General features: G+C 64.4%; 8 protein-coding genes. 1 reads left to right on the top strand and 7 read right to left on the bottom strand.

Annotated elements, in window-relative coordinates; translation table 11 throughout:
- Positions 1-9: 9 nt before the first annotated feature.
- The 6 genes from KXD98_RS03685 to KXD98_RS03660 form a co-directional block, all read right to left on the bottom strand.
- Entirely contained in the window at positions 10-2,820 is a 2,811-nt protein-coding gene (locus KXD98_RS03685) for a DEAD/DEAH box helicase family protein (protein ID WP_260761929.1), read from the bottom strand.
- 80 nt (positions 2,821-2,900) lie between these two features.
- Positions 2,901-3,611: a hypothetical protein gene (locus tag KXD98_RS03680; RefSeq protein WP_260761928.1), complete on the bottom strand. Its 711-nt coding sequence runs from the start codon at positions 3,609-3,611 to the stop codon at positions 2,901-2,903.
- Between the two features lie 4 nt (positions 3,612-3,615).
- A complete protein-coding gene (locus tag KXD98_RS03675) occupies positions 3,616-4,818 on the bottom strand; it encodes an McrC family protein (RefSeq protein WP_260761927.1) in 1,203 nt (400 codons plus the stop codon).
- On the bottom strand, positions 4,793-7,072 hold the full coding sequence (locus KXD98_RS03670; RefSeq protein ID WP_260761926.1) for an McrB family protein: 2,280 nt from the start codon (positions 7,070-7,072) through the stop codon (positions 4,793-4,795). Before KXD98_RS03670 ends, KXD98_RS03675 begins: the two co-directional genes overlap by 26 nt.
- 20 nt (positions 7,073-7,092) lie before the next feature.
- The gene (locus tag KXD98_RS03665) at positions 7,093-11,049 is read right to left on the bottom strand and encodes an Eco57I restriction-modification methylase domain-containing protein (RefSeq protein ID WP_260761925.1); all 3,957 of its coding nucleotides are present in this window, start codon (positions 11,047-11,049) and stop codon (positions 7,093-7,095) included.
- Positions 11,046-13,196: a helicase-related protein gene (locus KXD98_RS03660; protein ID WP_260761924.1), complete on the bottom strand. Its 2,151-nt coding sequence runs from the start codon at positions 13,194-13,196 to the stop codon at positions 11,046-11,048. The genes KXD98_RS03665 and KXD98_RS03660 overlap by 4 nt, the downstream gene beginning before the upstream one ends.
- A gap of 30 nt (positions 13,197-13,226) precedes the next feature.
- Here KXD98_RS03660 and KXD98_RS03655 point away from each other — a divergent pair, with 30 nt between their 5' ends.
- Positions 13,227-14,198 carry an IS481 family transposase gene (locus KXD98_RS03655; protein WP_047328137.1) on the top strand — a complete coding sequence of 324 codons (972 nt, stop codon included), beginning with the start codon at positions 13,227-13,229 and terminating at the stop codon, positions 14,196-14,198.
- Here KXD98_RS03655 and KXD98_RS03650 read toward each other — a convergent pair.
- On the bottom strand, positions 14,178-14,585 hold the full coding sequence (locus KXD98_RS03650; protein WP_260761923.1) for a DEAD/DEAH box helicase family protein: 408 nt from the start codon (positions 14,583-14,585) through the stop codon (positions 14,178-14,180). The two genes, KXD98_RS03655 and KXD98_RS03650, sit on opposite strands and share 21 nt — an antisense overlap.
- Between the last annotated feature and the right edge of the window lie 75 nt (positions 14,586-14,660).

Genomic DNA, 14,660 nt, shown 5'->3' with positions numbered 1-14,660 from the left:
CGGGACGGTTCAGGTCGGCGAGAAGGCGCCACTACTCTTATCGAGAGTAAAGGCGAACAGCTCGGCGTTAGCGGTCTTCGCCTCATAGACGCCCTCCCGCCACGACGGCACCGTGGCCCCCTTCCCGATGCCGAATGCAGCCAGGATCTCGATACGCGTGTAGCGGGCATGCACTTGAAGTGGCACGCCGGGGTGACGGTCGAGTGCGCCATGGCGGTGGTCCACCCGGTCGTCGAGTTCGAGCAGCAGCTCGACTAGCTCGGCGCGCACCTGCGGGTGCGCCCACAACAGATCGACACCGTCCTGCAACGAAGCTTCCTTCGTCAGCACCTGGTCAACGGTGCTGGCGACCAGCATCCTCACGAGGCGTCGCTCCCGCTCGGACAATCCGGAAACGTCGACCGGGGTGGGTGATTCGAGGAGCCGTCGATATGTGGCGATGCGTTCATCATCGTCGATATGCAATAGGCGTCCGAGCGCCCTGCGCAACGGTTTCTCGTGCACCCCCGCCTCTTGGGTCGGCACCCCAGCCGCCGCGCACAAGTCCGACCAACCACGCGAGCCGTCATAGACATCCGGCAGGTCGAGTCCGGACTCAGCGAGGTACTTCGACAGTGTGACATCGGGATACTTTGCGTGGATGATTCGCAGTTCTTCGACGCGGGCTGGCCACCGCGTGGGAATCGCCTCACGCAGACTGCGTAGCACTATCTCAGATGCCTTGGCGTCGAGGTGCATATAGCACCCCGCCGGCAGGAACGGGAAGCCCTGCCGCACAGCGCGTTCAATATCGCGGCGGGTTCCGCCAATGAGCGCGCGGTAGCGCCGGTCAAAGCGGAACTCGCGGCGATGTGTGCCAACGAAGTCCAGGACGGTGCAGAATGTCTTGCCCTTCGCGCGCCGCAAACCTCTGCCGAGTTGTTGAAGAAACAGGGTGGGGCTTTCGGTTGGGCGCAGCATCAGCACGGTGTCCACAGTGGGCACATCGACACCCTCGTTGAAGAGGTCAACTGAGAAGACGACACGGATCTTGCCGGCGGCGAGGTCCTGTAGTGCCGCCCTCCGGTCAGCCGGCGGGCTGTCACCCCATACCGCAACAGCGGGCACGCCGGCCTTGTTGAAGTGTTTCGCCATGAACTTCGCGTGGTCGATGCTGACGCAGAATCCCAAGCCGCGCATGGTGCTGTGATCGTCGGATAGGCGAAGCACCTCTTGGAGGACGGTGCGGGCCCAGGCGTCGGTGCTCGTATAGAGGCCGCTCAGGGCTTCGAGGTCATAACCGTGGCCTCGGCGCCACGGAATTTGGGTGAGATCAAGCCCATCATGGATACCGAAGTACATGAATGGCGAAAGGCGCTGTTGGTCAATGGCATCCCATAACCGCAGTTCCGCAGCGATGCGGTCATCGAACCAGTGCAGTATTGAAAGATCGTCACTACGTTCCGGTGTGGCGGTGAGGCCGAGCAGCTCCACGGGCTTCAGGTGGTCGAGGAGTTTGCGGTAGGAGGACGCCGCTGCGTGGTGGAACTCGTCGACGATGACGACATCGAAATGATCCGGCGGAAGGTCACCGAGATTCGCGGCGTTGAGACTCTGCACCGAAGCAAAGACATGCTCGAAATGATGCGGGCGTGAACCTCCGATCCACTTCTCGCCAAACGATGCATCGCGTAGCGCATAGCGGAAGGTCGCAAGGCTTTGATCGAGGATCTCGTTGCGATGGGCCACAAACAGCAACCGGGAGCGTGGCAGTTCTGCACGCAGCCGGGCATAGTCAACGGCAGCCATAACGGTCTTGCCGGTGCCGGTGGCGGCGACAAGCAGATTGCGGTGGTGGCCGCGGTCGCGGGACAGCTCGATCTGCTCGAGCAGGCGTTCCTGGAATGGCTCGAGACGAAGTTCCACGGGGCTAAGGATGACGGTGGGTCCGGTGTCGATCCGGCCGGCCCGTTGTAGCTCCGCGTCGAACTCGTTCGGGTCGTAGGGGACGAAGTCGCTTCCTTGCCAGTAGCTTTCGAACACCGCCTCAAACTTGGCGAGGATGTCGGGGTTTCGAGCTGAGGAGGCGCGGATGTTCCACTCCAGTCCGGTAACCTGCGCCGAGAGAGTGAGGTTTGATGAGCCGACGTACGCGGTGGAGAAGCCCGAGCGGCGGTGGAAGATCCAGGACTTAGCGTGCAAGCGAGTGGTACTGAGGTCGTAGGAGATTTGGACGTCGGCGCCGAGACCGCTGAGTTGGTCGAGCGCGGCGCGTTCGGTTGATCCGGTGTACGTGGTGGTGAGGACGCGCAGCGGTCTGCCGCGTTCGCAGTGCCGGCGCAGTGACCCGAGAAGCGGGTTGATTCCGCTCCGGCGAATGAAAGCCATGACGACGTCGATCGCGTCGGCGGAATCGATTTCGGCATCGAGTTGGTTTAGCAGGCCCGGCTCGCCCGGGGCATTGGTGAGGAGGGTGGTGTCGAGGAGCGGGATCAGAGGTTCTGTGATCGGGCGCGGCGTCCCATCGGGCCGCGGCTCAAGGATCGCGTGCAGTACCTCGCCCGGTTCGGTGGGTGTGTCGGATGTGTCGACGTTGACAAACTCGGCAAGCCGTGCGATCAGGGCTTGTGCCACTTCAATGCCGACCCGGACTCGCGAATCCTCGCTTACTGCTGCGAGGGACTGCTCAATCTGGCGGCTGAGATGCAGGGCGATTCGATCAGCAGCTTCGGCCTTGTGTAAGGGTCGCGCCGGGCGGAATAAACTGTCGAGCGATACGAGCCGGGCGCGCAGCGTCTCCGTGACGAGTGCCTCGTAGATCCCAGGATTCAGTTCCGACACTGATTCAGCCTAGAGACGTCGCCGCTGACGATCACAGTAATGCTTCTCGGCGCGCATACGGCGTTTCGTTCCGTTCTGGCTCATGAGTTGATGGCTTGCGAGACCGTTTCACCGACCCGCCAAACTTCGTCGGCATCGAGACCGGCGACGGGAACAGCCGTTGCGGGACCGCTCTCATCGAGGTCGAGCATTGTCGCTAGGGCTGCGAAACCTGGATGTCCTTTCACCTCCGAAAATCGGGTCCAGCAACCTGCGATCTTCAGTTGGCCGTTCTTCACGGAGAGGTTGAACGGAGGATGTCTACGACCGAACGGATAGACGAACATTCCTCCACGAGGGCGCCTTCCGAAAACAAGAGGTTTCCACGTCCCCAGCCGAGGAAGCCGGCTGTTGGCGTCCACCAACGCGAGAAGTCTCGACAGGAAGGCACGGTCGCTCGGATCTTCTACAGCCTCAATGAACTCGTCAAGCGTCCAGCCCCCAGGCTCCTGTCCATACTCGATGGAAATCTTGTCGTTCTGCGCTGCCGGCTTGGCGACGCTAGTCGCCCGTCCCGTCAACCAAATCCGAAGCCGCTCATGCTTTCCCGCCGAATCAGCCCCGAACACCTCCTCCTCGGGCCGCTTGCCTGACCGGGTAAGGCCGGTGATGTCGTCATCCGCCGAGTACTGAACCGTGATGGTGACGCCATCCTTGCTGAACTCGTCGATACGACCGGTGTGTTCGAAATCCCAGCCCGACTCGACGGCGATGTCCACGGCGTCGAGCCGGAATGCTGTTCCCTCTGCCACTCCTCTACCCCTCCCCAAGTGCGGGTGCGCCGGGTTTCGCTACCCGAACGGCCAACTGATCCACCTGCCAGAGCAGCCCGGCCGGGTCTAACCCTAGATCGAGCGCCCGACAAAAGACCGTGACACCCGATCGCTGCACGGTGTGAACTTTGCCTTCCTCGTTCCCCTTGGCGTAGATTAGATGCCCTTCGCGCAGACCGAGCACGGTGCAATAAGCCAGCATCTGGTAGAGGTCGGCATTCGGGAAGCCCTCGGGACGCTCCGCTTTGTACTTGGCATCGACAACCGCGGCCTGCCCGTCGCTGTGGCGGCACAGCAGGTCGGGCTGCATGCCGATGCGGCGTTGCTCGTCCAAATGCAACGGTGCCTGCAATTGGCATTGCCAGCCGGTGCGATTCAGGGACTCCGACAGCGCGACGGTGACGAAGTCTTCGAAGATCTTCCACATGTCGAACATGTATCCGGTGACCGTCACGTCACCGAGACGGTGCTCGAAGGACTCGGCCGCCAGAACGATCTCGGCCAGCCGCAGGGCGGCGTGATACCGGGCGTTGAGACGATTCGGTTGCCACCGCGGCGTCGGCGCACCCCGCGGCGGCACCGAGACCTCCGCCAGCGTGCGGCGCAGCCGTTGCAGGAACCCGCGAGCGGGGGCGCCGATGCGGGGAACGGTCAACAGCCGCAGCGTCGCTATCGCCAGCAGCTGGTTCTCGGCGATATCGAAGGTGAAGTCGTCGTACTGGACCGCGATCGGGACCGGCAGTCCGTAGTGCCGGCTCATCTGCTCCCCGGCCAGGACTCGCCCGCGCAGCACCGGCAGCGCATCGGTGATGTTCCGGTACCCCTGCAACAACCCCTGTTCGACGGCACGGCTGGCGATCCGGGCGAACGCTTCTGCGAGCGCTGGCAGCAGTTCATTGGCAGGGTCTACCCGGACCGTGTCGTCGCGCCAAATCTGCGGGTTACGGGCGTAGCCCAGCAGGAAGAGCAGCCGATTTAGGTCGGTGATCTTCGGGCGCACGATTACTTGGCGCTCGCCGACGGCGACGGCCCCCACCTTGCGTGCCGCGACGACATCGAAGACGCCCTCGTCGAACGTCGGGGTTACCGTGGCGATGCCGAGATCGTTCAGCGCGCGGCACTCCGCGCCGGTGAGGGCGACGGCCTGGGCGGGGCCGCCCTCAGTAAGGACCAGCGGTGGCGGCATCGTCGTCACTGGGTTCGGGGACGGGTATGTCTTCGTCTTCAACCGCGACGGCGGACCTGGCGGCCAGGCTCGTCCGCAACGCCGGCAGTCCGTACCGGCCGGGAACGTCGATGTTGCGATCACCGAAGTGATGTTCTTCGAGCAGCGGCAGAATGTCGGTGCGCCACATGAGTTCGATGGCCTTGCCGGTCGTGTCGGTCGCGATCCTCTCGCGCATGAAGTACGACGGTCCGATCTTGAAGTCGGTGTCACTAATCCGGGCGTTGAGTTCGTCGTGGAGGTCGGCGAGCGTGTTGTCGTACCCCTTGGCGGCCAGCCAGCTGCGCAGGATGCCGCGGGTGGGCTGCTCCGAGGGATGCAGCGGAAGGAAGGCAAAGCGTCGGCGCAGTGCGGTGTCGACCAGCGCGATGGAACGGTCCGCGGTGTTCATGGTGCCGATCACGAAGATGTTCTTGGGCAGCGAGAACGGCTCGGCACTGTCGGAGGAGTACATCAGGTCGATTGCCTGGTCGCGGTACTCCAGAAGGAAGTACAACTCACCGAAGATTTTCGGCAGGTTGCCGCGGTTGATCTCATCGATGATCAGGACGTATGCGGCTTCGGGATTCTCGGCGGCCTTGTCGACCAGAGAGCGCAGCGGCCCGGCCTTCAACGTGAACCCGATCTGCCCCTCTGCCGCGCCGCTCTGAGGGCGGAAACCCTCGAAGAAGTCCTCGTAGGAGTACGCGGGGTGGAACTGCACCAGTTTGACATTGCCCTTGTCGGTGACGTGCCAGGCGAGTTGCTGTGCGATGTAGGTCTTTCCGGTTCCTGGTGGGCCGTAGAAGATGAGCTGGCGGCGGTCGCGCAGGAGTTCGACGCAGTCCTGCAGCCAGTCAAGCCCGACATGGATGTGGTCGGCCAATTCTTGGGTGGCGTTGGGGAGGTGTACCACCGCCGGGCCGGGCCGGGGTGGTCGGCGTTCGGCCAGTGCCAGCAGTTCTTTCAGATGCTGGCTCAGGTCGAGCACTTCGCCCTGTGCGCTGAGCCGCGCCGCGATGTCGCTGGGGATGTCAGACCACGGGCACGGGTGCTCGAACCACTTGACCGACCGGCGCAGGTTCGATCGACCGTCGCTGCTCGGGATGAACTCGGCCGGTCCGGTGACGGTGCCGAAGTGAACCACCCCTTGGCTGATCGTCACAACCAGGTCATCGGGGTGCATACGCTTGAGGAAGGTGTAGAACTCGTCGAACTTCTCTTGTCGAGCGGCGTAACCCGAGGACCGATAGTCCTCGTCGACGAATGCTTTTAGCTCTTCCCGGGTCACGTCGGGATCGGTTGGGCGCAGCAGGCTCGCTGCCAGTGACACCGACTGCTTCGCCCGCCAGGTCGGCACCATGTCCTGGCCTTTGACGTTGGATCCGTGAACTTTCCATGCGTGCTGCACCTGATCCGTCGGCTCGGGAGCTGGTGACGATGGCTTCTGCCACAGGTCAATCCACGGTTTGGCGTAGAGGTCGACGTGCCCGCCCTCGGCCTCAGTGATGGCGGCATAGATGCGTGCCAGGTCGATATCGACGTCACCGGACGGGTCGGCCAGGTAGTCACCGACGAACGCGTCGCGCAGCGCAGTGCGGTGTTCGGTCTTGACGACGGGCAGGAAGAAGTGTGGGAAAGCCAAGTACAGCAGTGATTGTCGTTGCGCTCCCTGCCCTGTCGGCACCGCAGTGACCTCTTCGCGAAAGATCAGCGGGTCGGCCAGCGCGTCGATCCGCCGCTGTTCGGGAAGGGACTTGAATTGACGCGCAAACTGAATCAGGTAAGCGATCTGCGCCCACCGGTAGCTGGTGAAGGCCTGGCCCCCGTGGAACACGCCCCCGCCGAGCAGTGCTTCCGCGACGTCAGCGGGCAGTGTGACCGGCTGGCTGCTCATGTCTAGGACGCTTTGCACCTGCTTGACTTTGAGCGGACCGCCGACGTTAATGATCGGAAGCACGTTGAGGATCAGCAACTCTGCGTACAGCTGAACCACAGCGGGTGACGCGCCAGCCAATTGACCTTGCAGCTTCTCAAAGAAGCCGCCGCCTCCCATGTCGGGCTTGTCGACGTAGTCCCTCTGGAGCTCATCCAGATGCGGAAGAGTCCAAACGGCTTCACCGGGCGTCAGCAGCGAGCCATCACCGCCCAGGCCCGCCTCGATCAGCCGTCGACCGACCGCCTCCACCGCGACTGCAGCTTCACGAGCGAACGTTCCGACCTCGATCTCAGCCATGCCGCACCTCCCCTCCACGCCTACAGCTTGCCTGCTTTATCGAACTGCGACGCATATTGAACGCCTGTTGCCTCGGCCTCCGCCATCGCGTCGTAGATCTCGAGGATCAAACGCTTGGTTCTATACTCGCCGTGTGCGGCGATGTCCTTGCGCTTGACGATCGGGAACGTCTCCATGATGTAGTCGACGTCGTCACGCTCTACGCCGTAGAGGTGGAAGAAGGCGGCATCGAGTTCGGCGCGAAGTTGTTCGCGCTCTTGAGAATTCCAGTGAAACGGCGGTCCGACATGACCGAGGTCGTCAGCCAAAGGAGCCATGTCGGTCGCCGTGTAGGCCAGCCTCACAACTCTGTCCTCAATCCAGGATCCGGCAGATTGGGCGTTGTCCCAGGGAGCCTTAACGGAGAGGCGCGATGGAGGGAGGATGGGTAGTTGTTGAACAGTCGTGTAAGTGAGGTTCACCCCGCCGAGTTTCTGCCGAAGGGCATAGTCCAGTGGGAAGCTAGATAGCGCTGCCAGCAGCGGCGCGCCGTCCTTTACCAATACGAGTGGAGTGCTATTCCCGACAGCCGATTTGGGCAGGGGGTATGCAACCATTGTGCGTTCGTTGGTCGGACTTGTGACCCACGAGTATGCAACAAACCAGGATTGCGATACTGCGGGAACCTTCTCTGCTTGAACCCAGAACCCCGGCATAGCGACCCGATCGGGGTCGGCGAGTTCCTCTTCAGATAAGTACCGTGGCTGATTCTGGCGCTTCGCAGCCGTAGCGCTATGGACGACATCCGCGGCACGGTGGTTGTACAGACTCGCCATCATCCCCTGATAAAGCGGAAGCATCTCCTGCTTGCCCTTGTGAAACACATTCCCCCGCAGCGTCCACCCCTCTGCCTCCAGCTCGTCGCGTGTTCGGAAGAGGTGCGAGTCATTGGACATGTCGAACATTCGCATGAACTGCACGCCCCACGGATTCCCGTCCGGATCCCCCTCCCGGATCAACACCGGCACCCGCCGATAGATACCGAGGGTGATCTCAGCATCCCGCCGACTGCGGAACACCGGGCAGGTCCCGGTGTTCGGGTTGAGCAGCGTGATCTCTTCCGGCGAGAGCGCGAACCGCACACCGGGCCGCTCCAGGTCGGTGGGATCGTGGGCGAAGAACGCAAAGTCGGCCTCCGGTTCTCGCAGATCGCGCCCGGTCAGGGTGAGCAGGCAGAACTTGAAGCTGCGGTGCACCCCTTCGAAAAGTGGCTTGGCATTCTCGAAGTCGTAGAGACTGGCGATGGCGCCATGCTCGACGAGGTCCTTGAAGAAATACTGGGTGGTTGCGTCAGTCGCGATGCCGGTCGGCAGAATCACTCCCAGTCGACCCTCGCCACCGAGGAGCTCGCGGTCGGTCTCGGCGAAGACCGCGTACGTGTTGATGTCGCCGCGTCCCGCCAGCGGATACCGGCCTGAGTTGCGCATGAAGTGCGACACGCCCTCAGCGCTTCGCTTCTCGGCCACAAAGGCGTCATGCAGCACCGGGTTAGTGGTGGGCAGTGCCGCGATAAGGCGTTTCCTTGCAGCAGCATTGGGAGCTTTCGCGATGTCCGGATCGCGGGAGGCGAAGAACTCCTGTTCCTGAAGTTTCACCCGCTCCCACGGCGGGTTGCCGATCACGACCGAGAATCCACCATACCAGCCGGTGGCGTCGTTCATGGTGTCGCCGGCCGTGGACTCGGTCGGGAAGATGTGCGGGAACTCTAAGTGCCAGTGGAAGAACCGGTACTCAGCGGTCAGACGTTCGATCTCGGCGCGTTGCTTCTCGGTCAGCTTGTCGTCGCCGTCGATCAGGGTGGTGAGGGTGCGCTGGGTGAGCGCGGGTGGTGCGCCATGGCTTTTCGGCCATACGAAAGCCGCGCACCAGGCGTTGGCTGCCAGGAGTTTCTCACGGTAGGCGGTCGACTCGGTGTAGGCGCGCAGCCGTTGCTCCTGCACGTGCACGTCGGCCAGTGACAGCGCCGGGGCGGCGACCACCTTCTCCACCTGCGCCGCCAGTTTCGTGTTCGCAGCAACCATGTCGACGTCGAAAAGGCTGCCCTGGGCGCTGTGTTCGGCCTTGTTCTGCTTGGCCAGGGTGGCGGTGATCTTCTTGTCGTCGCCCTCGATCGGCTTGAACGCCTCGTCGGGGATGCCGTCGGCGAGCAGTCGCGGGGTCGCGCCGACCAGGGCGTTGCCGATCTTGATCTGCGCGTCCAGGAATGTCAGCGGGCGTCCGGGTTCGAGGGCCTCCAGCCATAGCGATACCTTGGCCAGCTCCGCAGCGAGTGGGTTGAGGTCCACGCCGTAGATGCTGCGCCCGACCACGTCGCGCATCGCCGAGCGCACCGCCTCGGGGGCCGGTTCGGGGTCGCCGGTCCGCAGGGCGGCCACCCGCTTGGCGATCCGCCGCGCCGCACCGACCAGGAAATGTCCACTGCCGCAGGCGGGATCGCAGACGGTGACGCGCAGCAGAGCCTGCTCGGGGTCGTCGGATTTCTCGGCCTCGTCCAGGACCGGGTCAAGTGCGGTGTCCAGCAGCGACTCCACCAGCGAGGTGGGCGTGTAGTAGGAGCCGGTGTCCTTGCGTTGGTTGCCCGCGGTGACGGCCAATGTGTAGGTCTTGGTGGCCGGGTCCCAACTCGGCATGAGTTCCAGCAGCGACTCGTAAATGCTGCCGAGTTCCTCGGCACCCAGGTTGCGGTAGTCGACGATCCGCATGGCCTGCGAGCGTGGTTCGCGCACCAGGGACAACGAGTACACCGCGGACTGCAGCGCCTGGTTGCTCAACGAGTACTCCATGAGGAAGTCCAGCGCACCGGTGTCGAACAGGCCGCCGATGCCGGGCAGCCCGAGTTCGGGCAGACCGTCGACGCTGCCGAGGCCGCGCCACACCACCTTGAGGGCTTCCCAGCGGTCGCCGTATCGGCCACCGCGGCGGCGCCGGGAGGTCCGGCGCAACCGTTCGGTGGAGAAGTAGTCGAGGTAGCGACGACGCACGTGCGGACCGGCGTGCGGATCCAGTAGGGCATTGCGGTCTTCGGCGACGAAGGTGAATAGCAGCCGGTAGGTAACCCGAATCAGCGCGTGGTTGATCTCCTCGACGGTGATCGTGCCGTCGACGAGGTCCTGGCGCAGCGTCGCGTTGTCGGGATGGGTGAGGAAACCCGAGCCGAGGGCCTGCAGGGCATCGATGACGCCGTCGCGCAGCAGATTCAGTGCCCGGGAACCAGATTCGATGGCATTCTGGCGCCAGTACTCTAGCCAGCAGGACGCGGGACCGACCTCGGGGTCGCGGGGGTCGAGGCGGGAGACGTGGCATAGGGAGTACAGCAGCAGGAAGTCGGCGAACAGGTCGCCGTCGAAAATGGCCTCCAGATCGAATTCGACGTACGCCGAGCCCACCAGCGAGGTGGAGTCGCGGACCAGGCGCAGCGTGGTGGCGTTCGCGAGGATGCCCCACAGGTACTCGTCCGAGCGGTTGAGCAGTTCCTGCACCATCGACTGCGGCGAGGCGCCGGCCGCCCCGGCCACGCCCTTGGTCCTGGTGTCCACGGCGACGCGGCCGAGCAGATGGATCGGGACGTTCCCCCACAGATGCGAGACGGGGAAGGCGCGGTCCCCCACGTGCAGGCCGCCCTTCCCGGTGGGATGGACACGGCCGTACCCGAGTTGATCGAGCAGCACGAGGGTGAAGCGTTCCCGGGTCAGCCCGGTCGCCGCGTCGTGGTCGGGCAGCGCATCCAGCGCCGCACGGTAGGTGGTCCAGGCGCCCCGCAGGTACGCCCATACCCGGTTGGCGGCATCCCGCACGGTCTCACCGGCTGCCAGGTGAAAGTCCTCGGAGGACAATCCGTCCGCCTGGCCGGACACGAGTTTGGCGAGCAGGTCGGCGGGCAGCAGACCCCCGGCGACGCGGACACCGACGAAGGTGGCGGAGCCGGTGTCGGCGCTCACTGGTGACCTCCGGCGGGCGGCACGTACACGAACACGCCGAGGACGTCGGCGCCCGGTTCGACGGTCACTGTCAGGCCGCGCACTACGTCGGCGGCCGCCTGACGCACCCGGCGGTGCGACTCGAGCAGTCGCGCGGCGAGTTCGTCGCCGTGGTGGGCGAGATGCGTGGCGATGTCGGGCAAACCATCGAGGGCGCGGGTGATGAACTGGGCCGCCTGCGGGGCGGGGACATTGCCGGATGGTCGGGCGTGCAGCAGCGGTGTCACCGCTTCCGGCGACAGCCAGTGCGGTTTGCCCGGCGATCCTTCGAAGGCGAGGGTGGCGACGTCCTCGGCGACCAGTTCACGACTTCCGGAGCGGGACGGCAGGTGCAGATGGAAGCGGTAGCGCACGACGAGCAGCGTGGTGCGCGTCGACACCGACTTCGTCCGGATCACCGCGCAGCGCCGGGCCGGCCGCTGATCGTCGGGAAGCTGCGGGTCGAGCGCGGATTCCAGGACGTAGTTGGCGACCGCCTCCACCGATGCGTCGGTGCGGGTGAGTACTGCGTTCCCCCGCGCAACCGGAAGGTCGGCGGCGAAGTGCAGCGGGTCCTTGCGGCCGGGTGGCAGTGCGTCACGCAGTCCCAGCGGCAACGGCCCCAACGTGGCGGTGAACCCGGACTCGGCGGTGGTCACCGTCGACCGCAACGCCCGCAGCGCGTGGTCGACGAATTCGGCGACGTCGGTGTTGGTGCCCAGAGTGGCGCGGGTCTCTTTGAGCTCCGCCTCGACTTCCTGTTGTTTGATGCCGTGCTGGGCGTACTTGGTTTGGGCGTTGCGTTCCCGCGCGGCCGCGGACTCCCACTGGTTGTGCAGCGTGTCGCGCTTTTCCTCCAGATCGAGTTCCAGACCCAGTTGCTCCGCATCGCGTCCGCGCAGCAGCAGTCCCTCCATCAATGCCTCCACGACGGCCTCACTGTTGTCGGGTACCGGCACGGCCACGCCGGTGGCCTTCCGGATCGCCTCATGCTTGCGAAGCAGGACTTCGAGCACGATGCCGTCGATCTGGTTGTCACGGCCGTAGAGGGTGACCGCGCGCACCGTGTCGGCCCGTTGGCCGAACCGGTCCACGCGACCCTCCCGCTGTTCGTGGCGGGTGGGGTTCCACGCCAGGTCGTAGTGGACCACCGCCTGGAAGTTCTCCTGAAGGTTCACGCCCTCCGACAGGCAGTCGGTCGCGACCAGGACGTGCTGGCCCGGGATGTCCGCCAACTCCTCGATGCGAGCAACCCGCTCGGCGGGGGGCAGGGTGCCCGTGACGGCGCGGACGGTGACTTTCTTGCCCAGCGCCGCGCCGAGTTGCTCTGCCACGTAGTCGGCGGTGTCGATGAATCGGCAGAACACTATGGGGTTGAATCCGTCGCCCAGAAGTTGCTTGACGCTTTTCACCAACGCGGTGACCTTGCGGTCGGGTTTGCCTTCGAGCTTGAGAGCCGCGGCCCGGAATGCTTGCAGCCGTCGCGATTTGGCGTTTCCGGTCTTCGCGTCGGTGTCGGCGCCGGGTGTGGTGTCGACGGCTTCCAGGGCTTCGTCGTCGGCCTGGTCGAGCACGATGGCCCGGCCGATGGCGTCGGCCTCCTCCGGGGAGTCGGCGGCGACCGTGGCCGCGCGGGTCTGCAGGGTCTGCGCCGCCGCGCGCGGCGAAGAGGCCAGCGCGCGCAACAGCGCCAGCGCCGACCACCAATTGACCCGCCGCGCCAGCCCGCCTTCGTCGGTACGCACCGTTTCCCGGGCGTAGTCAAGGACTTTGGTGAACAGCGCGTCGTACTCCGGGCTCAGCGAATAGGGCACCTCGGCGGAGAGGCGATCCTTCGGGAACGGGGTGTCCTCGTCGAGGTACCGGCGGATGTCAACGCGGCGGCGCTGCACAAAGTGCTTGGCCAACTGTTCCCGGTCGGACTTCTTCTCCAGGTCGACGGTGGCCAACTCGGGTTTCAGCAGCCCCAGCAGGTTGCGAAACGCCTCGTCCTTGCCGCTGTGGGGGGTGGCGCTGGCCAGGATGAGGTGCCGGGCGGGGTCGGCCGCTAGGTGTAACTCCCAGACAGGTTGTGAACGGCGTGGTGAGCGGAAGTAGGTGAGGACCTCCGGTATCGGTGTGGTTACCAAACACGCACATCCGATTACCGAGAGGTCCTCATGGTCCACGCTAATGCTTCGTTGACTCCTCGTGGGCGGTTGCGGCTTGCGCAGGCGGTTGTTGATCAGGGCTGGAGTTTGCGGCGCGCGGCTGAGCGGTTCCAATGTTCGGTGGCCACAGCCAAGAAATGGGCCGACCGTTATCGCGACGGTGGCGAAGCAGCGATGGTAGACCGGCCCAGCCGGCCGCATCGCAGTCCGTTGCGGTTGCCGAAACGACGTGAGCGGCGCATCGTCAACCTGCGCTTCACCCGGCGCTGGGGCCCACATCGCATCGCCGCTTACCTGCACCTGCCACGCTCGACCGTTGAGGCGGTGCTGCGCCGCTACCGGATGCCATTGCTGCGGCACCTGGACCAAAACACCGGGTTACCGGTACGCCGGCCCAAACCCCGCCGCTATGAGCACCCGGCTCCCGGCGACTTGGTCCATGTCGACGTCAAGAAACTGGGCCGCATCCCCGACGGGGGCGGCCATCGCAAGCTGGGTCGCCAAGCCGGCCGGCGCAACCGCTGCGGCATGGGATACACGTTCTTGCACCACGCCGTTGATGACCACTCCCGGCTGGCCTACTCCGAGGACCTCACCGACGAACGCAAAGAAACCGCCGCGGGATTCTGGAAACGCGCCAACGCGTTCTTCGCCGACCACGGCATCACCGTCAAACGAGTGTTGACCGACAATGGATCCTGTTACCGGTCAAAGAATTTCGCTGAAGCGCTCGGCCCCGACATCACCCACAAGAGGACCCGGCCCTACCGGCCACAGACCAACGGCAAAGTCGAGCGATTCAACCGCACCCTGACCACCGAATGGGCCTATGCGCAGACCTACCGCTCTGAGGCCGAACGCGCCGGAACCTACCAGCACTGGCTGCATCACTACAATCACCACCGACCCCACACCGGCATCGGCGGAATGACACCAATCGAGCGCCTACGCGTTCACAACCTACCCGTGAAGAACAGCTAGGTCGCGGATCAGTTCGTAGCGTTGAGTGCGACCCGATCTGCTGGCGGTGGAGTCCGCGACGCAGGTGTGGACCTCATCGACGATCACCAGATCCGGGCAGGTGCGAAGGAATTCGTGGCGACGGCGTGCGCTCTTGATGAAGTCGGTGGACACGACGGTGATCGGGTACCGCTCGAAGATCGACTCCGCGCCGATGAGTCCGCGTTCCAGTCGGCGAACCCTGCTGGGCAGCACCAATTCTGCTTCCAGACCGAACTTCTCTCTGAGCTCGCCCTGCCACTGCTCGGCCAGCGCGGGACTGCACAGCACCGTAAGTCCGTGAGCGTCACCGACCTTCAACAGTTCGGTGGCCACCAAAGCGGCCTCGATGGTTTTCCCGATGCCCACATCGTTTATGTGCTCTATTTGGGCGTGTCTCACGGATGGGTCCCACGACCGCCGCTACCTTGCCGTTAGCGCCTT

Source organism: Mycobacterium sp. SMC-4 (genome assembly GCF_025263265.1).
Classification (GTDB): domain Bacteria; phylum Actinomycetota; class Actinomycetes; order Mycobacteriales; family Mycobacteriaceae; genus Mycobacterium.
Note: the sequence above shows the minus strand (reverse complement) of the source record. Positions and strands in the feature narration are given on the sequence as shown.

What these genes read in the sequence shown, in the direction of transcription:
- KXD98_RS03670 (WP_260761926.1), bottom strand. Translation starts at nt 7,072, where the DNA reads ATGGCTGAGATCGAGGTCGGAACGTTCGCTCGTGAAGCTGCAGTCGCG.
- KXD98_RS03655 (WP_047328137.1), top strand. Translation starts at nt 13,227, where the DNA reads ATGGTCCACGCTAATGCTTCGTTGACTCCTCGTGGGCGGTTGCGGCTT.
- KXD98_RS03675 (WP_260761927.1), bottom strand. Translation starts at nt 4,818, where the DNA reads ATGCCGCCACCGCTGGTCCTTACTGAGGGCGGCCCCGCCCAGGCCGTC.